We start from the raw sequence: 26,256 nt of genomic DNA on the forward strand, positions 1-26,256 counted from the left end.
CGCCCCGTCATCCCGGGGCGCCGCAGGCGAGCCCGGGATCCAGAGCCACCGAGGGTGCAAGATCTTGATCCGTCGGCGTTTCTGGGTCCCGGGCTCCGCTGCGCGGCCCCGGGATGACACGGAGGATGATTAGGCGCCACGCAAACGCGCAGGCAGCTGAAGAGAATAACATTTTCCAAAGCGATGGCTTTAAATGACAAAGCGGTTCGTATTGCTGCCCTGCATGAGGAAACGGCAAGTAAAGCTTGTGCATCGCAGGACTGGCTGAAAGACATCTCTTCGAAGAGACGGCGCCGAATCGTGACGATCACGATCTCGGCCGCACACCGTTGCGGGAGACAATCCGTCACCCATGCGCCCGGATCGCATGCCCATCCGCGTCCTGATCGTTGTCGCCATAGCCCAGATCGTCGGCTGGGGCAGCGTCAGCCTGACGTCCATCGTCGGCACGCGGATCGCGGCCGACCTCGGGGTGGACATCGCCGCGGTGTTTGCCGGCAATTCGGTGCATTACGGCGTGATGGGCCTGTGCGCCCCGTTCCTGGCCCGGGCGTTCGAGCGGTACGGCGCCCGGCGGGTGATGATCGCCGGGAGCCTCGTGGCGTGTCCGGGCTTCGCCCTCCTGGCGGTCGCGCAGGGCTACGGCGCCTATCTCGTCGGCTGGGTGATCCTGGGCGCAGCCGGGAGCGCCACGCTGACGACGGCACCGTACATCCTGCTGACCGAGATCGTTGGCCGGTCCGCCGGCCGGGCGATCGGGGCGATGATGCTCATGACCGGCCTGTCGAGCAGCGTGTTCTGGCCGACGACGGCGTTCCTGAGCGACTTTTTCGGATGGCGGGGCACATGCGGCGTCTATGCCGTTGCGATGTGGCTCGTCTGCGTGCCGCTGTATCTTTACGGCGTTCCGCGCCGGGCGACGGCGCCCCCGGCTCGGCCCTCGCAGGACGCCATTCCGGCCGAGCCGCCCCCACGCACCGGCCCGCTCGCCCTGATCGCCGCCGGCACCGCACTCATCGCTTTCGTCGGCTTCGGTCTCAGCGCCGTCCTGGTCGAATTGCTGATCGTCGAAGGCTTGAGCCGGTCGGAGGCGATCGGCTACGGATCCGCCCTCGGCGTGATCCAGATCGGCGCCCGGGCGATGGATTTCCTCGGCGGCGGCCGCTGGGACGGGCTGACGACCGGCTTGTTCGCGGCCCTCGCCGTCCTGGCGGCGCTGCTGCTGCTCGCCGTGGGCGACGGCGGCCCCGTCGCGGCGGGGGCGTTCATCCTGCTCTACGGCCTCGGCAGCGGCGCCATGGCGGTGGCGCGGGCGACGATCCCGCTCGTCTTCTTCGACCGCGCGACCTATGCCCGGGCGGCATCCCGCATCGCGCTGCCGCTCAACCTGGCCTCGGCCCTGTCGCCGCCCGCCCTCGCGGCCGTGCTGACCCGGTTCGGCGGCGATGCGGTGCTCGTGCTCGCGGCCGGATTCATGGTGGCGGCCACGGTCGCGCTTCTGGTGCTGGCGCGCCGCCGTCCGCGCGCCCAGTTGACTGTCAGAGCCTGAAATCCTCGCCCAGATACAGCCGCCGGGCATCCGGGTTGGCCACGATCTCCTCCGGGGTGCCCTCGGTGAGGATGCGGCCGGAATGGGCGATGTAGGCGCGGTCGATCAGGCCCAGGGTCTCGCGCACGTTGTGGTCGGTGATCAGCACGCCGATGCCGCGCTGCTTGAGGTGCTTCACCAGATCCTGGATGTCGCCCACCGCGATCGGGTCGATACCGGCGAAGGGCTCGTCGAGCAGCATGAAGGTCGGCGAGGAGGCGAGCGCCCGGGCGATCTCGCAGCGCCGCCGCTCGCCGCCGGACAGGGCGATCGAGGGCGCCTTGCGCAGGCGCGCGATGTCGAACTCTTCGAGCAGCGCATCCAGCTTGCGCGCCCGCTCCTTGCGGTCGGGCTCGGCCACTTCGAGCACCGCGCGGATATTGTCTTCAACGGTGAGCCCACGGAAGATCGAGGCTTCCTGCGGCAGGTAGCCGATGCCGAGCCGCGCCCGCTGGTACATGGGCAGGTGCGTGATCGGCAGGCCGTCCAGGGTGATGTGGCCGCGATCGGCCACCACCAGCCCGGTGATCATGTAGAAGATCGTGGTCTTGCCGGCGCCGTTGGGCCCGAGCAGCCCCACCGCCTCGCCGGTGCGGACGGTCAGCCCCGCCTCGTGCACGACCGTGCGGGCGCCGTAGCTCTTGCGCAGGCCGCGCACGCTGAGGATGCCGGGACCGCCGTCTTCTGCCGCGGCGATCTCATCCGCATCGGCGACGGGCGGGCTCGCGCGCCGGCCGAACAGGCGGCCGAGGAGCGTCGGGCGGCGCGCCGCATCCTGCGGCTCCGCCCGGAACGCCACCGCGCCGCTCAATTGACCTGGGCCCGCGGCTTGACCGGCGGCTGCGTGCAGCCCTTCGGCTTGCCATCCTTGGCATCGCCCTTGTCGCCGGGCACGAACAGGGCCGAGACGCGCCCGCCCGCCACCGGGTCCATGTTCGCCCGGCCGGTGCCCATGTCGTAGACCAGCCGCTGGCCGCGGGTGACGTTCTGGCACTGGCTGAGCACGACGTTGCCGGTGAGCACGATGCGCTTGGCATCCTGGTCGAATACCGCGTGGTCGCCGGTGGCGACCTGATCCTTCTGGACCACCGTGACCGGGCCGGCGCAATCGACCTTCTGGATACCGTTCTCGGCCGGGTTTTTCGGAGCCGGGGCCTCGGCGGCGGCATCCGCAGCTTTCGCTTCGGCCTTCTCGGAAGAGTCTTTGCCGCGCTTGTAATAGACGGTCATGGTCGAGCAGCGGATCGTGCTCTCACCCTGCACGGCCACGACGTTGCCGACGAACACCGCCCGGTTCTCGCGGTCGAACACGTCGAGCCGGTCGGCGTCGATCTTGATCGGCTCCTTGCCGCCGCCACCGATATTGCCGAAGGGCGAATCCTTCTTGGCCGGCTTCTCGGCCAGAGCCGGGCCGGCCAGCGCGAGGCACGCCACGACAGCGGCGCAGACCATTCTGACGGCGCTCATCGGCTGCCTTCCGCAGGCTCGGCGTTCGAGGTCAGGATGCGCGGGGGTGCCTTGTCGGCTTGGTCGTCGTTCACGATCACCACGTGGACGTTGCCGACGAACGAGATCCGCTTTCCGTTCTCGACCACGTCGAGGGCGTTGGCGTTCACCGTGGCCCGCGGTGTCGAGACGGTGACTGGCTCCTGAGAGCTTACGGAGCCGGTCTTGAATCCCACGGCGGCCGAGCGCAGGCGGGCCTCCTCGCCCTTGTCGGTCCAGATCCGGATGTCGTCCTTCAAGTCGAGCGCCTCGCGGGCGGTGTCGAACAGGCCGGACGCGGCCGAGAGCCGGGCCATGCCGCCCTGGTCGTCGGTGGCGAGGTGGCCGCGCATCCGCTCCAGCTCGATCAGGCTCGGCTTGCGCACGTCCTGAAGGGCGGCGTCGGCCGTCACCTCGTAGCCGCGGTTGCCCTGGCGGAAGCCCGCGAGCCGGGGGCTCTCCATGCGGACCTTCGAGCCGGCCACCGTCACCGGGCCGACCGAGACGCCGGGTAGGCTCGCGGCGAAGGGATTGAACAGATAGGCGAGCAGCAGCGCCACCGCGCCCCCGGCCGCCACCGGGATGAGACGGCGCATGGTGCGCACGCGGCCGCTGTGGCGGTACGCCCGGGCGTGTGCCCGCGTGCGCGCCGCCGCGACTGCCTGTCCGTTGCCGGCTGAAGCCTCGACCGGGTTCATGCAGCGTCCGTGAGGCGCGCAGGCCGCGCGCACGAGAGGGATCGGCTTAGACGCCTGCGGCCCCCACCGCGCCCGCGCCTCCGACCGGGGGATGGCCCCGACCAGTGGCGAAGTTATGGCTCGCCCGTTTCCGAATTATCAACCGAACTGGGAAACTTTCGACGCGCATGTGCGTGAACACACATCCGCCTGTTGCAGCAACGTGCCCGCGAAGAGCCGGGCTGACCAAAGCGCAACCACTTTTCCGGTCGAAGCCGGGCGCGCGTGTCGGGCCCGGCTTCGATCCTTGAGAGCGATTCGCTCGCGTCAAGCGCCCCGGGCCGCAGCCAGGGCCGCCGCGATCGTGCGGGCGAAGCCGGCCGGGTCGCGCGGGCTGTCGCCGTCCTGGATGCGGGCGAGGTCGAGCAGCGTGCCGGCCTCCTTCGAGATCTCCGATTCGGGCGCGGCGGCGAGCGCCCGGATCAGCGGGTGGCGCGGGTTGATCTCCAGCACCGGCTGGGCGGCACCGGCGCGACCGGCGCGGCGCATCAGGCGCTGCATCTGCAAGTCGGGCCCGGCCGTACCAGCGGAGAGCACCACGGCCGAATCGACCAGCCGATCGGTGGTGCGCACGTCGGAGACTTCGGCACCGAGGGCCGTCTTCACGGCGGCCACGAAGGCGTCGATGCCCTCCGGCGCCTCCGGCTGCTCACCCGCGGGGGCGAATTTCGACAGGTCGAGGCCGCCCTTGGTGATCGACTTGAGCGGCTTCTCCTCGAAGCTGCCGAGCTGGTCGGGCCAGAACGCATCGACGTGGTCGGAGAGCAGCAGCACCTCCAGGCCCCTGGCCTTGAAGCCTTCGAGCTGCGGCGAGGATTTCAACGCCTCGGCGTCGTCGGCGACGAGGTAGTAGATCGCGTCCTGACCGTCCTTCATGCGCGACACGTAGTCGGGCAGCGAGGTCCAGCCCTCCACCGCCGAGGAGCGGAAGCGCAGTAGGGGCGCGATCTCGCCGCGGCGCTCGAAATCCTCGTAAATGCCCTCCTTGAGCACCGCGCCGAAGTTTTCCCAGAAGGTCTGGTAGCTCTCGGCATCCTTGGCCCGGGTGGTCAGCTCGGAGACGACGCGGCCGGTCACCGCGCGGCGGATCCGGGCCAGCGCCGGCGTCGATTGCAGCATCTCGCGGGAGACGTTGAGGGGCAGGTCTTCGGTATCGACCACGCCCTGAACGAAGCGCAGCCACGGCGGCAGCAGCTCGGCCTCGTCGGTGATGAACATCCGCCGGACATGCAGGCGGACCTTGCTCTGCCGGTCATTCTCGAGCGCCTGGAACGGCTTCGCGCCGGGCACGAACAGCAACGCGGAGAATTCGAGCTGGCCTTCGGCCCGCCAGTGCAGCGTCGCCCAGGGCTTGTCGAAGTTCATGCCGATGGCGTGGTAGAACGCCTCGTACTGCTCCTCCGTCACCTCGGATTTCGGCTTGCGCCACAGCGCGGTGCCCTGGTTGGCCGATTCGTCCTTGCCATCGCGGGCGATGGCGATCGGCACGGTGATGAAGTCGGCCCATTTCCGCACGAGGTGATCGAGGCGGTAGGGCTCCAGATACTCGTCGGCATCCGCCTTGAGGTGCAACACGATGTCGGTGCCGGGCTCAGCGCGGGTCGCGGGCTCCAGCGTATAGCTGCCCTGGCCTTCGGAGGCCCAGGTCCAGGCCTCGTCGCTGCCGGCGCGGCGCGATGTGACCGTGACCCGGTCGGCGACCATGAAGGCCGAGTAGAAGCCGACGCCGAACTGGCCGATCAGGCTTGGGCGGTCCTCGGCCTTGGCCGAATCCAGCGTCTGCGAGAAGGCCCGCGTGCCGGACCGGGCGATGGTGCCGAGGTTGGACGCCAGATCCTCCTTGGTCATGCCGATACCGGCATCCGAGATGGTCAGGGTGCGTGCCTCCTTATCGGGCACGATCCGGACCTTGGCGTCCGGCGGCAGGGCGCTCGCCGCCGAGGTCAGGGCCTCGAACCGGCGCCGGTCCATGGCGTCGGCGGCGTTGGCGACGAGTTCGCGCAGGAAGATCTCGCGGTCGGAATAGAGCGCGTGCACGACGAGATCGAGGAGCCGACCCACCTCCGCCCCGAACTCGTGCCGCTCAATCGTCTCGCTCACAGGGAATGCCTCCGCGTAGGGGAAAATGCGGGGCCGATATGTCGGCTTGGCCGGCGATTTTCAATGCGGCTGCAGCGGGATCGGGTGGGGCGTATCGGAATCAGATCTCGATCTCGGTCCCGACCTCGACGATCTGCCGGGTCGGCAGGCAGAAATGGGCGCCGGTGCGCTCGGCGTTGCGCTTCATGAACGCGAACAGGCCCTGGCGCCACAGGGCCATGCCGGGCTTCTTCGACGGGATGACCACCTCGTGGCCGACGAAGAAGGTCAGGTCCTCCAGGTATTCCGGGGGCAGCAGGCCGCTCTTGACCGCGCAGTGCAGCCCCTCGGGGATCGAGGCGGTCTGCATGAAGCCGTAGCGCAGGACGACGCGCTCCATGCCGGGGGTGTATTTCGAGATCGCCTTACGGATGCCCTGGGCGACCAGGGTGACCTGCGCCCGCTCCTCGGCGGGGATCACCGGCGCCTCCTCGTAGATCACGGTGATCAGCAGGATGCGCTCGTGCAGGCACCGGCTGCGCTCGACCAGCCGACCCAAGGCCATCGGGATGCCCTCGGTGGCGGCGGTGAGGAAGGCCGCGGTGCCGGGCAGCGTCACCGGCGGATGCGAGGCGAGGCGGGCCAGAAAAGTCGCCTCGGGCTGGCGCATGGTCTCGCGCACCGCCTCGAGGACGTGGTTGCCCTTCATCCAGGTCAGCATCAGGAAGGCGACCGCCGCGGCCAGCACCAGGGGAAACCAGCCGCCCTCGAACAGCTTCACGCTGTTGGCCGCGAAGAACACGCTGTCGATGGCGAGGAAGAAGCCGTTGACCGCGAAGACCAGGATCGGGTTGTAGCCCCACCGCAGCGCGATCAGGGCGGCGAGCAGCGTGGTGATGCCCATCAGCGCCGAGACCGCGATCCCGTAGGCCCCGGCCAGCGCGTCGGAGGAGCCGAACACCACCACGGCAGTGAGGGTCCCCGCGGCGAGCAGCCAGTTCACCGCCGGCACGTAGATCTGGCCGCGCTCGTCCTGATCGGTGTGGACCACCCGCATCATCGGCATGAAGCCGAGCTGGATCGATTGCTGCGTCAGCGAATACACGCCCGAGATCACCGCCTGCGAGGCGATGACGGTGGCCATGGTCGCGAGCGCCACCAGCGGGTAATGCGCCCATTCCGGGGCCAGCAGGTAGAACGGGTTCTCGATCGCGCTCGGGTCGGCGATCAGCAGAGCGCCCTGACCGCAATAATGGATCAGCAGCGCCGGCAGCACGAGGCTGAACCAGGCGAAGCGGATCGCCGGGGCGCCGAAATGGCCGAGATCGGCGTACATCGCCTCGCCGCCGGTCACCGCCAGAAAGGCCGCGCCCAGCATCATGAAGCTCACATGCCAACCGGCATGGGCCAGAAACTCCACCGCCCGCCACGGATTGGCCGCCCCCAGGATTTCCGGGGCGCGCAGGATGCTCGGGATCGCCAGCAGGACGAGCACGACGAACCAGACCAGCATCACCGGGCCGAACACTCGGCCGATCACCGCCACGCCCTTGTGCTGGATGGCAAACAGCGCGACCAGGATCGCCAGGGTGAGCGGCACCACGAACGGCGTCAGCACCGGCGCGTCGACCTTCAGGCCCTCGATGGCCGAGAGCACCGAGATGGCCGGGGTGATCGCGCCGTCGCCGTAAAGCAACGCCGCGCCGACCAGGCCGACCACCAGCAGCACGGCCTTCCAGGTCCCCGGCTGCGCCTGGCGGGCGCCGAGCAGCGCCAGCATCGCGACGATGCCGCCCTCTCCCCGGTTGTCGGCCCGCAGGATCAGCACGGCGTATTTCAGCGACACGATCAGGATCAGCGACCACAGGATCAGCGAGACCGCCCCGAGCGCCGCCGCCGGGACCGCCGCGCCCCCGGAGGCGGCCGCCTTCACGGCCTCCTTGAAGGCGTAGAGCGGGCTGGTGCCGATATCGCCATAGACGACGCCGAGCGCCCCCAGCATCAGCGCCGGGCCGGGCCCGTGCCGGACGGCGCCGGGCTTTCGCGCCACCGGCGCGGCAGGCAAGGCAACCGGCGGGGCAGCCGCGGGACTGAAGGCTTGGCGCACGGGCATGTCCGGTCGATGGCGTCGCTGTCGTGCACGACCTTAGCAAGCCGGATGCGGGGCGGAAGACTTAAACCATCTTCGCCGCGAACCCGGCGAAGACTTGTCACCCGAACGTGATGACAGTGGAATGAAGATCGATGCTCCCGCGCCGCGCACGGCGCGGGAGCATCGTCGGTCAGGCGGCGTCCAGCCCCAGGTCGATGATCGCGGCCGAGTGAGTGATCCAGCCACAGGAGATCAGGTCCACGCCCGAGGCTGCAACCGGGCCCACGGTCTCGCGGGTGATCCGACCGGAGGCTTCCGAGAGGGCGCGGCCGTCGATCATCGCCACGGCGCGGGTCAGCAGATCGGGACCCATATTGTCGAGGAGGACGGCGTCGACCCCGATCGAGAGGGCTTCCTCCAGCTGCTCCAGGCTGTCGACCTCGCACTCGATCTTCACGAGGTGGCCGGCCCGCGCCCGGGCGCGCTCGATCGCCGGCACGATGCCGCCGGCGACCGCGACGTGGTTGTCCTTGATCAGCACCGCGTCATCGAGGCCGAAGCGGTGGTTCGAGCCGCCACCGGCCCGCACCGCGTGTTTCTCCAGGGCGCGCAGGCCCGGGGTGGTCTTGCGGGTGCAGACGATCGAAGCCTTGCCGTGCGGGCGCGCCGCCTCGACGAGGCCGTTCGTCGCCGTGGCGACGCCGGACATCCGGCACAGCAGGTTCAGGGCGACGCGCTCGGCGGTGAGGATCGCCCGGGCCGGTCCTTCGAGGCGCAGGACCACGTCGCCGGGCACGACGCGGGCGCCGTCACCGCGCTCGACCGTCACGGTCACGGCCGGATCGATCAGCGCGAAGGCGATGGCCGCAGCGTCGGTGCCGGAGATGACGCCGGCCTGGCGGGAGGCGATCACGCCGCGCATCCGCTCGCCCGGAGGCACGATGGCGTCGGTGGTGATGTCGCCGGCCCGGCCGAGATCCTCGACCAGGGCGGCGCGCACGATCGGCTCCACCAGGAGCCGCGGCAGGGGCAGGATCTCTTCCGTCAGGATCGATTGCGTCATGGCGTGAGTTCCGTCCCTGCGGTGATGGTCTCGCCGCGTTCGGCCTTCAGCGCGGCGAGCGTCGTCTCGGTATGCGCCGCGGGGGCGGTGTGAGGAAAATCGCTGCGCCAATGGGCGCCGCGGCTCTCCTCACGGGACAGCGCTCCCCGGGCGATCATCAGCGCCACCAGAGCGGCGTCGCAGTGTTCCGCACGGGGTTCGAGGACCGAAACCGCCTCGGCGAGGCCGGCGGCGTCACGCACGACACCGACCCGGGCTTCCATCAGCCTGCGGATCGACGGGAGGTCCGTGACCGACCGGGGCGTCCCCGTCTCGGGCACGATCGCACCCGGGAGCGGCGCGTCGAGGGCGTCGGCGATGAAGCCGGCATAGGCCAGCCCCTCCAGCAGGGAATTGCTGGCGAGCCGGTTGGCGCCGTGCAGGCCCGTGGAGGAGACCTCGCCGCAGGCATAGAGGCCCGGCACCGAGGTGGTGCCGTGCGCGTCAACCTTCACGCCGCCCATGTGGTAGTGGGCCGCCGGGCGGACCGGGATCGGCTGCACCGCCGGATCGATGCCGGCGGCGGCGCACAGGCCCGCCACCGTCGGGAAGCGCCTCGGCATCGAAGCCCCGAGGGCGCCGCGGGCGTCGAGATAGACGATGCGGCCCCGCTGCAGCGCCTGGAAGATGCCCCGGGCGACCACGTCCCGGGGCGCGAGGTCGCCGCCGGTGATCCCGGCCATGACGGCCGCGCCGGTCTCGTCGATCAGCCGGGCGCCCTCCCCGCGGAGCGCCTCGGTGGCGAGCGGCATCGGGTCGGCGCCGGCCGCGATGGCGGTCGGGTGGAACTGCACGAACTCCATGTCGCGCATCACCGCCCCGGCCCGGGCAGCCAGCGCCAGTCCGCCGCCGACGGCGCCGGGCGGATTGGTGGTCGCCGCGTAGAGGGCGCCGACGCCGCCGGTGGCCAACACCACGGCCCGGGCCGGGATGCGGAACCGGGCGCCGTCGCGCTCGGCGACGATGCCGGCCACCGCGCCGTTTGTGTCGCGCAGCAGGTCGCAGGCGCGGGCCTCGACCACTTCGATGGAGGGCGCGGACAGGACCGCCCGCACCAGCCCTTCGAGGACCCGGGCGCCGGTGGCGTCGCCGCCGGAACGCACGATGCGGCGGCGACCGTGGGCCGCCTCAAGGCCGAGGGCGAGGGCTCCGTCCTCGGTCCGGTCGAACGGGACGCCGATCCGCACCAGCCAGTCGATCAGCCCCGGGCCCGCCTGGGCGACCCGGAGGGCCACATCGGGCTCGGTCAGCCCGGCGCCGGCGGCCTCGGTGTCGGCGGCGTGCAGCGCTGCGGCATCGTCGGCCCCGACCGAGGCAGCGATGCCGCCCTGCGCCCAGCCGGTGGCGGTGCCGAGCCCAAGGGCCGAGGCGGTGATCAGCGTCACGGGACGCGGGGCGAGCCGCAGCGCGACGCTGAGGCCGGCGACGCCGCCGCCGACCACGACGACGCGGTCGGCCATGTTGGGAGAGATGGCGTTCATCGTCAGCGCACCAGCAGCATGCGCTCGACCGCCGCCCGGGCGCGGTCGGCCAGAGCGGGATCGACCGTGACCTCATGGGTCAACGTCTCCAGGGCCCGGCGGATGTTCTTCAGGCTCATGCGCTTCATGTGCGGGCACATGTTGCAGGGCTTGATGAACTCGATATCCGGGTTCGCCGCCGCGATGTTGTCGGCCATGGAGCACTCGGTCACCAGAACGACCTGGCTCGGGCGCTTCTGAAGCACGAAGTCCATCATCATCGCGGTCGAGCCGGAGAAGTCCGATTCGGCGACGACGTCCGGCGGGCATTCCGGATGCGCGATCACCGTGACGCCGGGGTAGCTGTCGCGCACGTCGCGGATGTCGGCTGGCGTGAAGCGCTCGTGCACCTCGCAATGGCCCGCCCAGGTCAGGATCTCGACTTCGGGGATCTCGGCCTGGACATTCTGGGCCAGAAACTCGTCCGGGATCATCAGGACCCGGGGGGCGTTCAGCGACTTCACCACCGCGACGGCATTGCCGCTGGTGCAGCACAGGTCCGACTCGGCCTTCACGGCGGCCGAAGTGTTGACGTAGGTCACGATCGGCACGCCCGGGTACTTGGCGCGCAGGCCGCGCACGTCGGCGGCGGTGATCGAATCGGCCAGCGAGCAGCCCGCGGCCATATCGGGGATCAGGACGGTCTTGCTCGGGTTCAGCAGCTTGGCGGTTTCGGCCATGAAGTGGACGCCGGCCAGGACGATGACGTCGGCATCGACGTTCACCGCCTCGCGGGCCAGCGCCAAGCTATCGCCGACGATGTCCGCCACCGTGTGGAAGATCTCCGGCGCCTGGTAATTGTGCGCCAGGATCACGGCATTGCGCTCGCGCTTCAGCCGCAGGATCGCCTCGATATCGGGGGCGAGCGCCGGCCACTCGATCGCGGGGATGTGGCGGCTGACACGGGCGTAGAGATCCGGCAGCGGAAGGCCCGGAACCGACATACGAGAGACGGGTGACACGGTCGCCGTCATGGCGTCCTCCCTTATGCTCAGTTTGAGCATTGTGCCGTCTAACTTATGGGCGCCGGACCCGTCTGTCTAGATATGCTAGCCTTGAGCATAAATCTTTTGCGACGCGGTGTTATGCTGCGCCGCCGAAGGCCGCTCGCTCAGCAGAAGGTCGCCGGGTCCGGCCCGATTCGCCCGTCCGGCCGGTCGAGGGCGGCGATCTGCGCCATCTCGGCGTCGCTGAGGGTGAAGTCGAACACCGAGACGTTCTCGACGATGCGCTCGGGTCGCGCGGTCTTCGGGATCGCCACGCAGCCGATCTGCACCTGCCAGCGCAGCACCACCTGGGCCGGACTCTTGCCGTGGGACTTGGCGATGGCGACGATCACCGGGTCGTTCAGCTCCTTGCCCTGGCCCAGCGGGCTCCAGGATTCGGTCACGATCCCGTGACGGGCATCGTCGGCCCGCGGCTCCGCACGCTGGAAATGCGGGTGCAGCTCGATCTGGTTCACGGCGGGGGTCACGCCGGTCTCAGCCACCAGCGTAGCGATGTGCTCCGGCGTGAAATTCGAGACGCCGATCGACTTCGCGCGGCCCTCGTCGCGGAGCTGGATCATCGTGCGCCAGCTCTCCGCGAACAGGCGCCGCTGCGGGCACGGCCAGTGGATCAGGTAGAGGTCGACATAATCCTGCCCGAGGCGCTTCAGGCTCTCGTCGAAGGCCTGACGGGTGGCGTCGCGGCCCTGGCGGTCGTTCCAGAGCTTGGTGGTGAGGAACACCTCCTCGCGCGGCACTCCCGCCTCGCGGATGCCGCGGCCGACGCCCTCCTCGTTGCCGTAGGCGGCGGCGGTGTCGATCAGGCGGTAGCCGGCCTTGAGCGCGTGGCCGACGAGGTCGGGCGCCTGCGCATCCGAGAGCTGCCAGCAGCCGAAACCGATCTGCGGGATGCGGCGCCCGTCGTTGAGGGGCAGGGTCGGGACGGTGACGGCCATTCTGAAGACTCCGGTGAATCTATTCCCACAGGCTCATGGGGTTCGGATGCACCGTCAACCCAGGCCGGAACGACGCGGATCAGCTGTGAACCCGCGGTGAAGAGGCGCAGTCTGGACCGGATCTAATCCGCGAATGCTGGAGTTGGGACATTGAATTCCAGGCTGCGCCACGCCGTCGAGCGTCGCGCATGGGCGGGATAGCAGTATGACAGACGAGACTTCGACCAAGCCCTTCGCCCTGACGCGCCGCGCCGTCGTGGAAGGCTGCACGGTGGCGGGCGCGCTGGGCGCCCTCGGCCTCCGGCCGGCCCCCGCAGCCGCAGCGCCCGGCGATCCCGCTCCGCAGACCATGCCGGTGCGGCTCACGATCAACGGCCAGCCGCGTGACTTGGTTCTCGACACGCGCACGACTTTGCTGGACGCCCTGCGCGAGAACCTCGCGCTCACCGGCACCAAGAAGGGCTGCGACCACGGCCAGTGCGGCGCCTGCACGGTCCTGGTGGACGGCCGGCGGATCAATGCCTGCCTGACGCTCGCCGCCATGCACGAGGGCGACGCCATCACCACGATCGAGGGCCTGGCCTTTGGCGACAACCTCCACCCGATGCAGGCGGCCTTCCTGGAGCATGACGGCTTCCAGTGCGGCTACTGCACCCCCGGCCAGATCTGCTCGTCGGTGGGCATGCTGAGCGAGGCCAAGGCCGGATGGCCGAGCGCCGTGACCGAGGACATCGCCGCGACCCCGAGCCTTAGCGATGCCGAGATCCGCGAGCGGATGAGCGGCAACATCTGCCGCTGCAGCGCCTATCCGAACATCGTCGCGGCGATCCGCGATACCGCCGCCAGCAACCTCTGAGGGGGCGGACATGAAGGCTTTTACCTACGAGCGTCCCGCCACCGTGCAGGATGCGGCCAAGCTCGCGGCCGAGCGGCCGAACGCCAAGTTCATCGCCGGCGGCACCAACCTGCTCGACCTGATGAAGCTCCAGATCGAGACCCCAGCGACGCTGATCGACGTCAACCGCCTGCCCCTCGACAAGCTCGAGGCGACGCCGGAGGGCGGCCTGCGGATCGGCGCCCTGGTGCGCAATTCCGATCTCGCCGCCGACCCGCGGGTGCGCAAGGATTACGCGGTTCTGGCGAAGGCGCTGCTCGCCGGCGCCTCGGGCCAGTTGCGCAACAAGGCGACCACCGCCGGCAACCTGCTTCAGCGGACGCGCTGCTACTATTTTTACGACACCGCGATGCCCTGCAACAAGCGCGAGCCCGGCTCGGGCTGCGCGGCGATCGGTGGGTTCAACCGGATCATGGCAGTGCTCGGCACGAGTGACGCCTGCATCGCCACCAACCCGTCCGACATGAACGTCGCGATGCGGGTGCTCGACGCCACCGTCGAGACCATCGATCCGGCCGGCCAGGCGCGCAGCATCCCGATCGCCGACTTCCACCGGCTGCCGGGCGACACGCCGCAGATCGAGACAGACCTGCGCAAGGGCGAGATCATTACCGCGGTAACGCTGCCCAAGCCGGTGGCCGGCCAGCACATCTACCGCAAGGTCCGTGACCGGGCCTCCTACGCCTTCGCCACCGTGTCGGTGGCCGCAGTGATCGCGGGCGCCGAGGGCGGCAAGCCGACCACGGCGCGGCTCGCCTTCGGCGGCCTGGCGCACAAGCCCTGGCGTGTGGCCGAGGCCGAGGAGGCGCTGATGCGGACCGGCTCCGCCGATGCCGCCGCCGATGCCGCCCTGAAGGGCGCCCGCGGCTACGGCGCCAACGACTTCAAGATCCCGCTGACGCGGCGGACCCTGCGCGCCGTCATGGCGCAGGCGACCCGTGCCTAAGCAGGTTTAGGAAAAGTGGTATCCGGTTTTCCGTCAAAAACCTGCGAGCAATCAAAAGCTTAGGCAAGCGTGCAGCGGTAGGCCGCTGCACGCTTGCCGAAATCCAGCAAGGACCAATCCCATGGAGATGAACCAGCCGATCGGCCGGACACCCCTCGACGACCGGCCCGACGGGCTCGTCGGCAAGCCGCTGGACCGCGTCGAAGGCCCGTTGAAGGTCACCGGGCACGCGCCCTACGCCTACGAGACCAAGGCGCTGAAGAACCCGGCCTACGGGTTCATCGTGTCGGCTTCCATCGCGGCCGGGACGATCCAGGCGATCGACGCCGAGGCCGCCCGCCGGGCCCCGGGGACGATCCTGGTCCTGACCCACGAGAACGTACCCGAGCAGGGCGAGAAGAAGGAGCAGGTCTGGCCGCAGCTCCAGGGCAAGGAGATCAAGTTCTACGGGCAGCCCGTGGCCTTCGTGGTGGCCGAGACCTTCGAGCAGGCCCGGGCCGCCGCGATGCTGGTGAAGGTCCGCTACGACGCGGCCAAGCCCAAGGCCCTGCTCAAGGACAACATGGCGGCGGCCTATGAGCCGAAGCCGATCAACTCGCCGCCGGATTCCAAGCTCGGCGACTTCGACGCGGCCTTTTCCGCAGCGCCCGTGAAGCTCGATGTCGAGTACACGACGCCGCCGCAGATCCACGCCCAGATGGAGCCGCACGCCACCATCGCCTCCTGGGAGGGCGACGGCGTGGTCCTGTACTCCGCCAACCAGATGCCGAACCGCGGCCAGAAGGCCCTGGGCTCCGTGCTCAAGCTGGCCCCCGAGAAGGTGCGGATCGTCAGCCCCTATATCGGCGGCGGCTTCGGGGCGAAGCTGCAGGTCCAGCCCGAAGCGACCCTGGCGATCCTGGCCTCCAAGGTGATTCAGCGGCCCGTGAAGGTCGCGATGACCCGGCAGCAGGAATTCCACGTCGCGACCCACCGCACCGACACGGTCCAGCGGATCCGGCTCGGGGCGGACAAGGACGGAAAGCTCTCGGCGATCAGCCATGAATCCTGGTCCGACACCGCCGAGGGCGACGGCTTCTTCGAGACCTCGGCCAACGTCACCCGCTCGCTCTACGCGGCGCAGAACCGGGTGACGCGCCACCGGCTTGTCAACCTGAACATGCCGATCGCGTCATCGATGCGCGCGCCGGGCGAGGCCGTGGGTCAGCTCGCTTTCGAATGCGCCATGGACGAGCTGGCCGAGCACTTGAAGATCGATCCGATCGAGCTGCGGGTGCGCAACGAGCCCGCCGAGGATCCCGAGAAGAAGGTGCCGTTCTCCACGCGCCAGCTCGTACCCTGCATGCGCGAGGGCGCCCGCCTGTTCGGCTGGGACAAGCGCCAGGCGGCAGGCAGCCGCCGCGAGGGCAACTGGCTCGTCGGCATGGGCATGTCGGCGGCCGCCCGGCTCAACCCGCTGATGCCGTCCTCCGCCAAGGTGCGGCTTGGCCCGGACGGGGTGCTGGTGGTCCGCATGGCGATGACCGATCCCGGCACCGGCACCTACACGATCCTCACCCAGATCGCTGGCGAGATGCTGGGGCTTCCGATGGAGCGGGTGCGCGTCGAGATGGGCGACACCGACTTCCCGTTCGCAGCGGGATCCGGCGGCTCATTCGGCGCCGGCTCGGCGGGCTCTGCCCTCTACGTCGCCTGCGACAACCTCCGGCAGGTGCTGCTGAAGGCCGGCGACCTCAACCCGGAGGGCGCGACCTTCCGGGACGGGGCGGTGACGTCGGGGAACCGCACCGAGTCGCTCAAGGATTTGGCCGGAACCGGGCTGGAGGCGTCCGGCGAGATCAAGCCGGGGGAGATGAAGGAAAAATTCTCGCAGTATTCCTACGGTGCCCACTTCGCGGAGGTCGGCGTCGACGCCGACACCGGCGAGATCAGGCTTCGGAGAATGCTGGGCGTCTTCACCGGCGGCCGGATCCTCAATGCGAAGACCGCGCGGAGCCAGGCGATCGGCGGCATGACCTTCGGCGTCGGGGCGGCGCTGATGGAGGATGCGGTGATCGATCCGCGCTACAGCTTCTTCGTCAACCACGACATGGCCGAGTACCATGTGCCGGTCCATGCCGACATTCCGGTGATGGACGCCGTGTTCCTGCCGGAGCTCGACGACAAGTCGAATCCGTTGAAGAGCAAGGGGCTGGGCGAGCTCGGCATCTGCGGCGCCGGGGCGTCTCTCGCCAACGCTATCCACAACGCCACCGGCATCCGGATCCGCGAATACCCGATGACCCTCGACAAGGTGCTCAAGGGTTTCGAGGAGCAGGAGGGCCAGGCCCAGCGCCGGACCTGACGCGCATCGCATCGGCGCCCGCCTTACCCACGGTTGACGGGCACGGCGCCGATGCGGGACACCCGGGCAAAACCCTAAACCACGGGGAACGCCCTTTGTCCGACGCCCTCCGGCTCCACGATCGCCAACCGCCGGCCCGCTTCAACGCGGCTCGGTACTGCCTGGCCGAGAACGCGCGGCTGCGCCCCGACAAGACCGCCCTGGTCCTGGTCGGCGACGGCACCGCGAGCCGGCTCAGCTTCGCCTCGGTCGACCGGGCGGTGCGGAGCATCGCGGCGGGCCTGCTCGGGCTCGGGCTGAAGCCCGGCGACCGGGTGATGATCCGGATGGGCAACGAGGCCGATTACGTCCTGGTCTATTTCGGCGCCCTGGCGGCGGGCTTGGTGGCATTGCCGTCCTCGCCGCAGCTGACCGAGGGCGAGGCCGCGTTCCTGATGGAGAATTCCGGTGCGGCGGCCATCGTAGTCGGCGACGGCTGCACGGTCCCGCCCGAGGGCCTGGGCACCCGCCTCCTGCTCGACGCCGCCGCCATCGCCGCCCTGAAGGCCGGCCCGCCGCTGCCCGACTATGCCGACACCGCCGCCGACGACCCGGCGATGCTGATCTACACCTCCGGCACCACCAGCCGCCCCAAGGGCGTGCTGCACGCCCACCGGGCCGCCTTCGGCCGCTGGCCGATGGTCGCGCACTGGATCGGGCTCACCGAATCCGACGTGATTCTCCATGCCGGAACCATGAACTGGACCTATACGCTGGGCGTCGGCCTGAGCGACCCGTGGTCGGTGGGCGCCACAGCGGTGCTCTACAACGGCCCCCGCGACCCGACGGTCTGGCCGCGCCTGATCGCGGAATACGGCGCCACCCTGTTCGCCGCGGTCCCGACCCTCTACCGCCAGATCCTCAAATACGGCGCCCTCGAACGCCACGACCTGTCGAGCCTGCGCCACGGCTGCACCGCGGGCGAGCCCTTGTCGGTGGAGCTGCTGGAAGCCTGGACTCGGGCCACGGGCAAGCCGCTCTACGAGGCGCTCGGGATGAGCGAGATCTCAACCTACATCTCCAGCGGCCCGACCATCCCGGTCCGCCCGGGCTCCCCGGGCCGGCCGCAGCCTGGGCGGCGCGTGGCGATCCTGCCGGTGGAGGGTCCGCCCCAGCCACTCCCGGCCGGAGAGACCGGACTTCTGGCCGTCCACCGCTCGGAGCCGGCGCTGATGCTCGGCTACTGGAACCGGCCCGACGAGGAGGCCGAGGTGATGCGCGGCGACTGGTTCGTCGGCGGCGACCTCGCCCGGCTCGATGCCGAGGGCTACGTCTGGTTCGAGGGCCGCAACAACGACCTAATGAAGGCCATGGGCTACCGGGTCTCGCCAAACGAGGTCGAGGTCGTGCTCTCCGCCCACCCCTCCGTGGCGGAGGTCGGGGTGGCCGAGCTACCGGTGCGCGCCGACGTCTCGGTCATCTGCGGCTTCGTCGTGCTCCAACCCGGCGCCGATCCCGACGCGGCCGACCTGCTCACTTGGTGCGAGAGTCGGCTCGCCGCCTATAAGCGCCCGCGGGAGATCCGCTTTCTCGACGCCCTACCCCGAACCGCCAACGGCAAGGTGCAGCGCAAGCGGCTGGTCGAGGCGGTGGGGTAAATGACGATCGTCGCCTCGGCGGGCTGAGCGGTTTCAAGTTGGCTCGGAAGAGGCGAGGTGCCCTCTCCCTCTACGGGTTATGGAACTTCACACGCCCCGATGCGGATCATCCGCGGTTCGACAGGGCATGCGTCAAGAGATGAGACGCGCCATATCGCAGCCCCGATCAGAGCGTCCCGATCAGCACGAGCAGCATCGTCGTGGCGACGGTGGTGCTGATGAACCCGCACAGGGCAGCCGCGAAGGACGGGCCGGTGCGGTTGGCGGCGGGCGCTTCGATGTCGGACGACAGCAGGGCGGTGGTCATCGGCGCATAACCTTGTCGGCGACGTACGTCGCTTGTGTGGGGATGATGATGCGGGGCGTGAACGGCCGAGGTGCGCGGGCGCACCCGGTCAGTCGCAGCGGTTGATTTTCTTGGCGATGCGGAGGCCGCGCAGCTCGCTGCGCAGGTCGATGGCCACCACGCCCTCGCCGCAGCGCTCGAAGGCGTCGCGGGCGTCGTCGTAGCGGTCACCGACCTCGTCCAGCGTGTCGCAGACGCGGTCGTGATTGCCCAAACGCGCCTCCTGGCGCGCCTGGAAGCGCAGGGCATTGGCCTCGTCGACCTTGCGCTGGGCCTCCAGGCACGCCGGCAGGGCCAGCGCCGAGGAGGTCAGAGCGAGGATCGCGAAGGCTCCGGCCAGGGCCGTTTTGGCGAGGCCAGAAGGGAGCAGAGAGGCCGAACGGGCACTCACGGGCTGACTCGCGGATCGGTTTCTGGTGCAGCCCCGCGGACGGGGGTGGCGGGTGTCTCGGGGGTGGAGCGCATCCATCCCCTCTCTGTCCGCTGAAACGGTGAAGCTGCTGTGAAGGTTCCGGCCCGACTACGCCTTCCGGCGGAGGCGCGAGGTGAGGATTGCTGAGAGGCCGACCGGGGCCGGCCCCATCGGATCGACGCCGACATCGTACTGCTTCGGCATCGGCTTGAGCTTGCCGTGGCTATGCCCGTGCAGGTTGAGGGCGCCCTTGCCCATCCCGTTCCAGGTGCGGAACGCGTAGTGGCAGAGCACCACCATCCGATCCTCGACCAGCAGTTCGGCGTAGTGGCGCACCGAGGCCCAGCCGGGGGCCTGGAGCGTGTCGGGCCCATCGTTGTTGCCGACGATCAGGTGCTTCTCGCCGTTGAGCCCGTCGAGGATCTCGCGGATCCGCGCCCCGCTCGGGCCGAGGGCGAAATCGCCCAGGTGCCAGACCGTGTCGCCCGGGGCCACCGCGCCGTTCCAGGCGGCGATCAGGCCGGCATCGTGGGCGTCGAGATCCGGATAGGGGCGATGGTCGAAGCGCAGGGCGCGCGGGTCGCCGAAATGGGTGTCGCCCGTGAAGAAGATGGCCACGCGTTCGCTCCGTGCGGTGTTCGACCCGCCCCTGTGGTCGCCGGATGCCTGGATCGCCGGTCCGGCAATCACGCACCGAACCGGCAGAGACCGGCGCCGGCTTCCGCCGCGTAGGCGTTGATGATCGCGGCCAGCAGGCCGGGGAAGCGGGCCTCCACCTCGTCCCACCGCGAATGGTTCCGCATCTCGACGCCGTGGCGCTCGCTCCGGATCAACCCGGCCTCGCGGAGCACCTTGAAGTGCGTGGACAGCGACGATTTCGGGATGACCCGGTCCCCCAAGGCGGAGACGGCCGAGCAGGCCTCGACGCAGCCGGCCGTCATGATCTTGGCGAAGATCGCCGCACGGTTCGGGTCGGACAGGGCGTGCAGGATCGCCTCGGGTTGGATGTCCTCGATGGCGGGGTGAACGAACGGCCTCATGATTTCCGTATCTAGGGGCTTGAACCGCGCTTCGTTAGTTCCGAATTTCCGAACTATGGGAGCAAGGCTGTCATCCTGGAGCCGATCCCAGCCAGAGGTTAGCACACATGTCGAAGCTCGCAGGAAAGGTCGCCGTGGTGACCGGTGCGTCGAAGGGGATCGGAGCCGCCATCGCCAAGGGATTGGCGAAAGAGGGCGCGGCGGTCGTGGTCAATTATGCGTCGAGCAAGTCCGGGGCAGATGCCGTCGTCGAAGCCATCACCGCTGCCGGCGGCCGGGCCGTCGCGGTCCAGGGGGACGTGTCCAAGGCCTCACAGGCACAAGGGTTGATCGACGCGGCGGTCAAGCAGTTCGGCCGGCTCGACGTGCTGGTCAACAATTCCGGCGTCTACGAATTCGCGGCGCTCGAAGAGATCACCGAGGCGCATTATCGCCGACTCTTCGACGTCAACGTGCTCGGCGTCCTGCTGGCGAGCCAGGCGGCCGCAAAACATCTCGGCGAGGGCGGCACCATCATCAACATCTCCTCGGCCATCACCCACGTGCATACGCCGAACGCGGCGGTCTATGCCGGGACCAAGGGGGCCCTGAACGCGGTCTCGGGCGTCCTCGCCAACGAGCTGGCGCCCCGGAAGATTCGCGTCAACACCGTCAGCCCGGGCTTCGTGGTGACCGAGGGGACGCATACGGCCGGCGTCGTCGGCTCCGACATGGAGACCAGCTTCGTCGCGCAGACGCCGCTTGGCCGCGCCGGCCAGCCGGACGATATCGCCGGGGTCGTCGCCTTCCTCGCCTCCGATGAGGCCCGCTGGCTGACCGGCGAGGTGATCACCGCCAGCGGCGGCATCCGCTGACGCCGTGAGGCGCGCCCCCGCGGGCTGCCATCGAGGCGTCCGCGTGGGTCTGGCGACGCGGAGGGGCGCGGGCTGGCCGGACGATGCGCCCGGTTGACGCCCGCGCCCGCCGGCGCGAAGCCTGCCGACCTACAAAAATGAACCGGCGGGGAGAGCGCAGCGATGCTGGGAACGATCGGGTTCGCGTTTCTGGCGGGGCTCCTGTCGGTGCTCTCGCCTTGCGTGCTGCCGCTGGTGCCGATCGTGCTCGGGACCGCGGCCTCCGAGCATCGCCTCGGGCCGGTGGCGCTGGCGCTGGGCCTGGCCGTGTCCTTCACCGCCATCGGGCTGTTCGTGGCGACGATCGGCTTCTCTATCGGGCTCGACGGCGACGTGTTTCGCAGCGCCGGGGCAGTGCTGCTGATGATCCTTGGTCTGGTGCTGATGCTGCCGCGGCTCCAGGCGCAGGTCGCCACCGCCGCCGGGCCGGTGGGGGCCTGGGCGGAAGACCGGTTCGGCGGCTTTCGGTCCGGGGGCCTGTCCGGCCAGTTCGGCGTCGGCCTGCTGCTCGGCGCGGCCTGGAGTCCCTGCGTCGGGCCGACCCTGGGGGCTGCCTCGCTGCTGGCGGCACGGGGGGAGCATCTCGGGAGCGTCGCCCTGACGATGCTGGCCTTCGGGATCGGCGCCGCCGCGCCGCTGATGCTGCTCGGCTTCGTCTCCCGGGAGGCGCTGATGCGCTGGCGGGGCGGGCTCGCGACGGCCGGCAAGGGCGTCAAGGCCGCCCTGGGGGCCGTCATGGTGGTGCTCGGCCTCTTGATCCTCACCGGCACCGACAAGCGCGTCGAGGCTGCCGCGGTCGCCGCCTCGCCGGACTGGCTCAATGCGGTGACCACGCGGTACTGATTTGGGAGCCGCTTCGGCGGCTTTGGCCGGAACGGAGCCCAACGATGACCGACGCCCCCCGTCTGACCAGTCTCGCCCATGGCGGCGGCTGCGGCTGCAAGCTCGACCCGGCGATTTTGCGCCGTCTGCTCGCCGAGCAGCCGGCTGCCGGCCCGTTCGAGCGGTTGCTCGTCGGCAACGAGACCTCCGACGACGCGGCGGTCTGGGAACTCGACGACGGCACCTGCGTGATCGCCACCACCGACTTCTTCACCCCGATGGTGGACGATCCCGTCGATTTCGGCCGGATCGCCGCGACCAACGCGATCTCGGACGTCTACGCCATGGGCGGAAAGCCGATCTTCGCCCTGGCGATCCTCGGCATGCCGGTGGGCAAGATCGAACCCGACGTAGTCGCCCGGATCCTGCGCGGCGGCGCGGAAAAATGCGCCGAGGCCGGGATCCCGGTGGCGGGCGGCCATTCCATCGACACGCCGGAGCCGATCTATGGCCTGGCGGTGATCGGCACCTGCCGCCGGGAGGCCGTACGGCGCAACGCCGACGCGCTGGCCGGGGATGCGGTGATCCTCACGAAGCCGCTGGGCGTCGGGGTCTATTCCGCGGCGATCAAGCGGGGAGCGCTGGACGAGGCCGGCTACCGCGACTTCGTTGCCACCACAACCCGGCTCAACACGATCGGCATCGCCCTGGCCGCCGAGCCGGCGGTCCATGCGCTCACAGACGTGACCGGCTTCGGCATCCTGGGCCACGGTCTCGAGATCGCCCGCGGCGCCGGGCTGACCTTCGCGCTCGAGGCCGGCGCGCTGCCGTTCCTGCCCCGCGCCGGGGCGCTGGTTCAGGAGGGCTTCGTCACCGGCGCCTCGCACCGCAACTGGAACGCCTTCGGGGCCGAGGTCGATCTGCCGGCGGGTTTTCCCGATTGGCGCCGCCACCTGCTCACCGACCCGCAGACCTCCGGCGGCCTGCTGGTGACCTGCGCGGCGGCCCAGGCGGATGCGGTGCTCGCGCGCATCCGGGAGGCCGGCTACGCGGCGGCGACCCGGATCGGCCGGATGGCGGCCGGCCCGGCCCGCATCCGCGTCGACGGCTGATGACGCGCGGGCCCCGCGCGGCAATCTTTTTCATCCTTCGCGCGCAGAGTGCCGGTCCCGCCCGACCCGCGAACCGACTTTGACCACCGCCGCACCCTCACCACCCGCCCACGGCGTCGCCGGCTGGCCGTTCGGACCCGCCGCCCCAGGAGCGGCCCGGCCGGCCGCGCTGCCGGATGGACGCCCGTGGCCGCGAATCCGCATCGTCACCGTGATGACGCCCGGCGCGGATGCGGGCGGCACCACCGCCTCGGTCCTGCGCCAGGATTACCCGGAGCTCCGGCACGACCTCGTACCGCCAGAACTCGCGCGCGCGCATATCCAAAAAGTTCTGGGCAAGCCCGGTTGCGACGCCCTGCTGTGGCTGCGCCCGGGCGATCTCCTGGCCCCCGGTGCCCTCACCGCCCTGGCCCTGGAGGCCGCCCTGATCGGCGCGGCGGCGGTCGCCGGTCTCCGGGTTCTGTTCGCCGACACGGTTTTGGGATTGGACATCCCGGGGCTCACGGCTTCCGACGCGTCGGGCGGCGTGCCGTTCACCGGCGGCGAGGTGCTTTGGATGCGTGACGCCCTTCGGGCCCATGCAATCCTCGATGCCGAGGGACGCCTGGACGCGTCCGCCACTTGGTCGGCGCTGCCGGTTTCCGACCGCGGACGCATCGGCCGCCCGGTCCTGCTTCAGCGCGTGAACGAGGCGCCGGCGGCGGCGCCGGAGAGCCTGTCGATCGTCTCCCTCACCGGCACCGGCACCCAGGGCGGCGCCGGTGTCGCGCAAAGGCGGCTCGCCGAGGCGCTGGCGCTGGCCGGCCATCGCGTGACGGGCGTGGCGCTGAGCGACAGGCCGGAAGCCGCCGAATGGACCGACGTGTTTCCGCAGGCCGAGGCGGAGATCGAAGCTGCTTCGCCGGACCTCGTGCTGGCCGGCAACCTGCACGGCGCCACCCGCAGCCTCGACGTGGTCGGGCGGCTCGCCCGACGCGGCCCGGTGGCGCTCGTGCTGCACGACCTGTTCCCGCTCACCGGCCGCTGCTGCCACCCGCGCGACTGCACCCGGGCTGCCACCGGCTGCGATGCCGCCTGCCCGGGGCCGGACGAGTATCCGCAACTCGCCCCCGGGCGGATCGCCGGGATGCATGCCCGCAAGCGCGCCGTGCTGGCCGGTCCCGCCGGACCGTGGCTGCTGGCGAATTCCGACTGGACGCTGGCCCGCGCGCAGGAGCTGGCCCCGTCCGACACCCCGGCGAGACAAATCCGGCTGGCCTTCCCGACGGCGACCTTTCGGCCGGGCGACCGCGCCGAACTGCGTCGCCGCCTCGGCCTGCCGGAAGGCGACGTGCTGATCCTCATCTCGGCGGTGATCGTCGACGGACCCGACAAGGGGTTTGCGGATCTGCGCGCCGCGCTCCGAGCTGTGGCGCAGCCGGGGGTCGGCGTCGTGGCGATCGGCCGGCTCGACGATCCGGCACGGCTCGGCGTGCCGAACCTGTTCGCCCCGGGGCTGATCGCCGACGAGGCGACCCTGGCAGCCTGGTACGGTGCCTGCGACCTCCACGTCACCGCGAGCCGCCACGAGACCCTCGGCCAGACCCCGATCGAGGCCGGCCTGTGCGGCGTGCCGACGCTCGCCTACCGCACCTCCGGCCTGACCTCCGCGGTGATCGACGGCGTATCCGGCCGCCTCGTGCCGGTGAAGCCCGGCGCCCTGGCGCGGGCGCTCACCGAGCTGGTGGAGGATGCGGACGCCCGGGCACGGCTCGGCGCCTTCGCACGGATCGCCCTGGAGAGCCGCCACAGCCCGGCCGCCGCCGCCCTATCGCTCGATGGTCTGTTTCGGGATCGCGGGCTCCTCTCAGACACCGCGCGCCCGAGCTTCGCCCCCGCCATGCTCGGCCATTTCCCCTTCGCGGCCCGGCTTCAGCCCGGCGCCAGCGGCACGGTGCCGGCGGCGTCGCGGCCGCTGGTGCGGCGGCTGCGGCGGGCGAAACAATTGGTGCTCGGCCGGCGCATGCCGCTGTTCGTGCGCCGCTGCCTGTACCTCGCCGGCACCCTGCGGCGGAGCGTGCCGTGAAGCCCGGCACCAAGCGGATCTATCTCGACCAGACCCACCTGCGCGCCCACGTCACCGGAATCGAGCGGATCACCCTCGACCTGTTCGCCCCCGACCGGCTGGCGCCGCACGAGATCCGCCCGGTCACCAGCGGCTCGCTGCCCGGGATGATCGGCGAGCAACAACTCGGCCTTCCGCTGCGGGCGCTGCGGGACCGGGACGCGCTGTTCCTGTTCCCGGGCTTCCCGCCGGGGCCGCTCTGCGCGATCGCGGCCGAGCGCTGCCTGTTCTACGTCCACGACACCTTCCTGCTCGACCGGCCGGAGGATCTGAGCCTGAAGAGCCGGCTCTACATGAGCCCGAGCTTTGCCCGGGCGCTGCGCTGGTGCCCGAACCTGTTCGTCAACAGCCGCACCACCGGCGCGGCCGTGCGGGCCGTCTGCGCGCCCAGGGCCCGGGTCGCCCTGCTGCGCCCGTCCGTGCGCGACGCCTTCGGTCTCGGCGGCCTACCGGGACCGGCTCCCTACGACCCGGGTGCGCCGTTGCGGATGCTGGCGATCGGCACGATCGAGCCGCGCAAGGATTACCCGGCCGCCCTCGCGCTGACGGCCGCGCTCAACCGCGCCGGTATGCCGGCAGAGCTGCATCTGGTCGGCCGGGTCGGCTGGGGCCGCCACGCCTTCCTGGACGCCCCGCCGCCGTTCCTGCACCGCTACGGCTATCTGTCCGACGCGGAGCTGCGGGATCTCGCCGGCTCCTGCCACCTGTTGCTCTCGACCTCGAAGGCCGAGGGGCTCGGCCTGCCGCTGCTGGAGGTCCAGCATGGCGGCCTGCCGGTGGTGGCCCCGGATGCGCCGGTCTTCCGTGAGGTGCTGGGCACGTCCGGCCTGCTGATCCGCCCCGAGGCGCTCGAGGCCGCCGCCGCCGCGCTCACGGCCTGGATCGGCGGAAACGGCCTGGCCCGGGCCGCCGCGGCCAGTCGCGACAACGTCGGGCGCTGGAACGATGCGGCGGCCGAGGACCGGGCGCGCTTCCAACACTTTCTCGCGGGCGAGTCCGCGGCCTACGCGGCGCCGGGTGCGACGATTCTCGCGTGAATCCGTTTACGTAGTCCCCAACAATTCCAGGCCTGTTGGTGCCACAAAATCGTGACAGAGCGCCCTAGTTCTGTAAGCAAGATCTACAGGAATCCATCTGTAGGGTCTGGTTCAAGGCGAGAG

23 protein-coding genes are annotated in these 26,256 nt (G+C 70.3%); 10 read left to right on the plus strand and 13 right to left on the minus strand.

Features of this window, described 5'->3' with window-relative positions; all coding sequences use genetic code 11:
* The first annotated feature begins 367 nt into the window (after nucleotides 1–367).
* Entirely contained in the window at nucleotides 368–1,549 is a 1,182-nt protein-coding gene (locus tag MKK67_RS31910; RefSeq protein ID WP_243973143.1) for an MFS transporter, read from the plus strand.
* On the opposite strand, the gene lptB is transcribed toward MKK67_RS31910, so the two are convergent.
* From lptB to MKK67_RS31955, 9 genes are all read right to left on the minus strand, one after another.
* Entirely contained in the window at nucleotides 1,539–2,387 is an 849-nt protein-coding gene (gene lptB / locus MKK67_RS31915; RefSeq protein WP_243973144.1) for an LPS export ABC transporter ATP-binding protein, read from the minus strand. The genes MKK67_RS31910 and lptB overlap by 11 nt on opposite strands.
* Nucleotides 2,388–2,395: 8 nt before the next feature.
* Entirely contained in the window at nucleotides 2,396–3,055 is a 660-nt protein-coding gene (locus MKK67_RS31920) for an LptA/OstA family protein (RefSeq protein WP_243973146.1), read from the minus strand.
* Nucleotides 3,052–3,771 (minus strand): LPS export ABC transporter periplasmic protein LptC, encoded by a 720-nt coding sequence (gene lptC / locus MKK67_RS31925; protein WP_243973148.1) that lies wholly within the window; start codon nucleotides 3,769–3,771, stop codon nucleotides 3,052–3,054. Before lptC ends, MKK67_RS31920 begins: the two co-directional genes overlap by 4 nt.
* 306 nt (nucleotides 3,772–4,077) lie before the next feature.
* Entirely contained in the window at nucleotides 4,078–5,910 is a 1,833-nt protein-coding gene (gene htpG, locus MKK67_RS31930) for a molecular chaperone HtpG (protein ID WP_243973150.1), read from the minus strand.
* A 100-nt stretch (nucleotides 5,911–6,010) separates the two neighbouring features.
* Nucleotides 6,011–7,891: a potassium transporter Kup gene (locus MKK67_RS31935; protein ID WP_243973378.1), complete on the minus strand. Its 1,881-nt coding sequence runs from the start codon at nucleotides 7,889–7,891 to the stop codon at nucleotides 6,011–6,013.
* A 280-nt stretch (nucleotides 7,892–8,171) separates the two neighbouring features.
* The gene (nadC, locus tag MKK67_RS31940; RefSeq protein WP_243973152.1) at nucleotides 8,172–9,044 is read right to left on the minus strand and encodes a carboxylating nicotinate-nucleotide diphosphorylase; all 873 of its coding nucleotides are present in this window, start codon (nucleotides 9,042–9,044) and stop codon (nucleotides 8,172–8,174) included.
* A complete protein-coding gene (locus MKK67_RS31945; RefSeq protein ID WP_243973154.1) occupies nucleotides 9,041–10,564 on the minus strand; it encodes an L-aspartate oxidase in 1,524 nt (507 codons plus the stop codon). The genes nadC and MKK67_RS31945 overlap by 4 nt, the downstream gene beginning before the upstream one ends.
* Nucleotides 10,565–10,566: 2 nt before the next feature.
* Nucleotides 10,567–11,577 carry a quinolinate synthase NadA gene (gene nadA / locus MKK67_RS31950; protein ID WP_243973157.1) on the minus strand — a complete coding sequence of 337 codons (1,011 nt, stop codon included), beginning with the start codon at nucleotides 11,575–11,577 and terminating at the stop codon, nucleotides 10,567–10,569.
* Nucleotides 11,578–11,714: 137 nt separating this feature from the next.
* Complete coding sequence (locus MKK67_RS31955; protein ID WP_243973159.1) at nucleotides 11,715–12,545, minus strand: aldo/keto reductase; 831 nt, start codon at nucleotides 12,543–12,545, stop codon at nucleotides 11,715–11,717.
* Between the two features lie 205 nt (nucleotides 12,546–12,750).
* Between MKK67_RS31955 and paoA the strand changes: the two genes are divergently transcribed.
* The 4 genes from paoA (at nucleotide 12,751) to MKK67_RS31975 (ending at nucleotide 18,367) form a co-directional block, all read left to right on the plus strand.
* Nucleotides 12,751–13,401: an aldehyde dehydrogenase iron-sulfur subunit PaoA gene (gene paoA, locus MKK67_RS31960; RefSeq protein ID WP_243973161.1), complete on the plus strand. Its 651-nt coding sequence runs from the start codon at nucleotides 12,751–12,753 to the stop codon at nucleotides 13,399–13,401.
* Between the two features lie 10 nt (nucleotides 13,402–13,411).
* A complete protein-coding gene (locus MKK67_RS31965) occupies nucleotides 13,412–14,386 on the plus strand; it encodes an FAD binding domain-containing protein (RefSeq protein WP_243973163.1) in 975 nt (324 codons plus the stop codon).
* A 121-nt stretch (nucleotides 14,387–14,507) separates the two neighbouring features.
* Nucleotides 14,508–16,730, plus strand: coding sequence for a xanthine dehydrogenase family protein molybdopterin-binding subunit (locus MKK67_RS31970; RefSeq protein WP_243973165.1), 2,223 nt, complete (start codon nucleotides 14,508–14,510; stop codon nucleotides 16,728–16,730).
* A gap of 95 nt (nucleotides 16,731–16,825) precedes the next feature.
* On the plus strand, nucleotides 16,826–18,367 hold the full coding sequence (locus tag MKK67_RS31975) for an acyl-CoA synthetase (RefSeq protein ID WP_243973167.1): 1,542 nt from the start codon (nucleotides 16,826–16,828) through the stop codon (nucleotides 18,365–18,367).
* A 166-nt stretch (nucleotides 18,368–18,533) separates the two neighbouring features.
* Here MKK67_RS31975 and MKK67_RS31980 read toward each other — a convergent pair whose 3' ends face one another.
* From MKK67_RS31980 to MKK67_RS31995, 4 genes are all read right to left on the minus strand, one after another.
* A complete protein-coding gene (locus MKK67_RS31980; protein ID WP_243973169.1) occupies nucleotides 18,534–18,674 on the minus strand; it encodes a hypothetical protein in 141 nt (46 codons plus the stop codon).
* Nucleotides 18,675–18,762: 88 nt separating this feature from the next.
* Nucleotides 18,763–19,104, minus strand: a complete 342-nt coding sequence (locus MKK67_RS31985; RefSeq protein ID WP_409568092.1) for a hypothetical protein — start codon at nucleotides 19,102–19,104, stop codon at nucleotides 18,763–18,765.
* A gap of 129 nt (nucleotides 19,105–19,233) precedes the next feature.
* Nucleotides 19,234–19,743: a metallophosphoesterase gene (locus MKK67_RS31990; RefSeq protein ID WP_243973171.1), complete on the minus strand. Its 510-nt coding sequence runs from the start codon at nucleotides 19,741–19,743 to the stop codon at nucleotides 19,234–19,236.
* Nucleotides 19,744–19,811: 68 nt separating this feature from the next.
* Nucleotides 19,812–20,165 (minus strand): ArsR/SmtB family transcription factor, encoded by a 354-nt coding sequence (locus MKK67_RS31995; RefSeq protein WP_243973173.1) that lies wholly within the window; start codon nucleotides 20,163–20,165, stop codon nucleotides 19,812–19,814.
* A 107-nt stretch (nucleotides 20,166–20,272) separates the two neighbouring features.
* On the opposite strand from MKK67_RS31995, the gene MKK67_RS32000 reads away from it, so the two are divergent.
* The 5 genes from MKK67_RS32000 to MKK67_RS32020 all read left to right on the plus strand — a co-directional run bounded on the left by MKK67_RS32000 (nucleotide 20,273) and on the right by MKK67_RS32020 (nucleotide 26,133).
* Nucleotides 20,273–21,019, plus strand: coding sequence for a glucose 1-dehydrogenase (locus MKK67_RS32000; RefSeq protein WP_243973176.1), 747 nt, complete (start codon nucleotides 20,273–20,275; stop codon nucleotides 21,017–21,019).
* Between the two features lie 162 nt (nucleotides 21,020–21,181).
* Nucleotides 21,182–21,901, plus strand: a complete 720-nt coding sequence (locus MKK67_RS32005) for a cytochrome c biogenesis CcdA family protein (protein ID WP_243973178.1) — start codon at nucleotides 21,182–21,184, stop codon at nucleotides 21,899–21,901.
* Nucleotides 21,902–21,945: 44 nt separating this feature from the next.
* Nucleotides 21,946–22,992: a selenide, water dikinase SelD gene (selD, locus tag MKK67_RS32010; RefSeq protein ID WP_243973180.1), complete on the plus strand. Its 1,047-nt coding sequence runs from the start codon at nucleotides 21,946–21,948 to the stop codon at nucleotides 22,990–22,992.
* Between the two features lie 79 nt (nucleotides 22,993–23,071).
* Nucleotides 23,072–25,057, plus strand: coding sequence for a glycosyltransferase (locus MKK67_RS32015; protein WP_243973182.1), 1,986 nt, complete (start codon nucleotides 23,072–23,074; stop codon nucleotides 25,055–25,057).
* Nucleotides 25,054–26,133, plus strand: a complete 1,080-nt coding sequence (locus tag MKK67_RS32020) for a glycosyltransferase (RefSeq protein ID WP_243973184.1) — start codon at nucleotides 25,054–25,056, stop codon at nucleotides 26,131–26,133. Before MKK67_RS32015 ends, MKK67_RS32020 begins: the two co-directional genes overlap by 4 nt.
* The last annotated feature ends 123 nt before the right edge of the window (nucleotides 26,134–26,256 follow it).

Origin of the sequence: Methylobacterium sp. J-072 (genome assembly GCF_022829425.1) — a bacterium.
In the GTDB taxonomy this organism is placed as follows: Bacteria; Pseudomonadota; Alphaproteobacteria; order Rhizobiales; family Beijerinckiaceae; genus Methylobacterium.

Excerpts from the sequence above, each read along its gene's own strand:
- MKK67_RS31910 (WP_243973143.1), top strand. The coding sequence starts at position 368 with ATGCCCATCCGCGTCCTGATCGTTGTCGCCATAGCCCAGATCGTCGGC.
- MKK67_RS31920 (WP_243973146.1), bottom strand. The coding sequence starts at position 3,055 with ATGAGCGCCGTCAGAATGGTCTGCGCCGCTGTCGTGGCGTGCCTCGCG.
- lptC (WP_243973148.1), bottom strand. The coding sequence starts at position 3,771 with ATGAACCCGGTCGAGGCTTCAGCCGGCAACGGACAGGCAGTCGCGGCG.
- MKK67_RS31935 (WP_243973378.1), bottom strand. The coding sequence starts at position 7,891 with ATGCTGGGGGCGCTCGGCGTCGTCTATGGCGATATCGGCACCAGCCCG.
- nadC (WP_243973152.1), bottom strand. The coding sequence starts at position 9,044 with ATGACGCAATCGATCCTGACGGAAGAGATCCTGCCCCTGCCGCGGCTC.
- MKK67_RS31945 (WP_243973154.1), bottom strand. The coding sequence starts at position 10,564 with ATGAACGCCATCTCTCCCAACATGGCCGACCGCGTCGTCGTGGTCGGC.
- nadA (WP_243973157.1), bottom strand. The coding sequence starts at position 11,577 with ATGACGGCGACCGTGTCACCCGTCTCTCGTATGTCGGTTCCGGGCCTT.
- MKK67_RS31955 (WP_243973159.1), bottom strand. The coding sequence starts at position 12,545 with ATGGCCGTCACCGTCCCGACCCTGCCCCTCAACGACGGGCGCCGCATC.
- paoA (WP_243973161.1), top strand. The coding sequence starts at position 12,751 with ATGACAGACGAGACTTCGACCAAGCCCTTCGCCCTGACGCGCCGCGCC.
- MKK67_RS31965 (WP_243973163.1), top strand. The coding sequence starts at position 13,412 with ATGAAGGCTTTTACCTACGAGCGTCCCGCCACCGTGCAGGATGCGGCC.
- MKK67_RS31970 (WP_243973165.1), top strand. The coding sequence starts at position 14,508 with ATGGAGATGAACCAGCCGATCGGCCGGACACCCCTCGACGACCGGCCC.
- MKK67_RS31980 (WP_243973169.1), bottom strand. The coding sequence starts at position 18,674 with ATGACCACCGCCCTGCTGTCGTCCGACATCGAAGCGCCCGCCGCCAAC.
- MKK67_RS31995 (WP_243973173.1), bottom strand. The coding sequence starts at position 20,165 with ATGAGGCCGTTCGTTCACCCCGCCATCGAGGACATCCAACCCGAGGCG.
- MKK67_RS32000 (WP_243973176.1), top strand. The coding sequence starts at position 20,273 with ATGTCGAAGCTCGCAGGAAAGGTCGCCGTGGTGACCGGTGCGTCGAAG.
- MKK67_RS32005 (WP_243973178.1), top strand. The coding sequence starts at position 21,182 with ATGCTGGGAACGATCGGGTTCGCGTTTCTGGCGGGGCTCCTGTCGGTG.
- selD (WP_243973180.1), top strand. The coding sequence starts at position 21,946 with ATGACCGACGCCCCCCGTCTGACCAGTCTCGCCCATGGCGGCGGCTGC.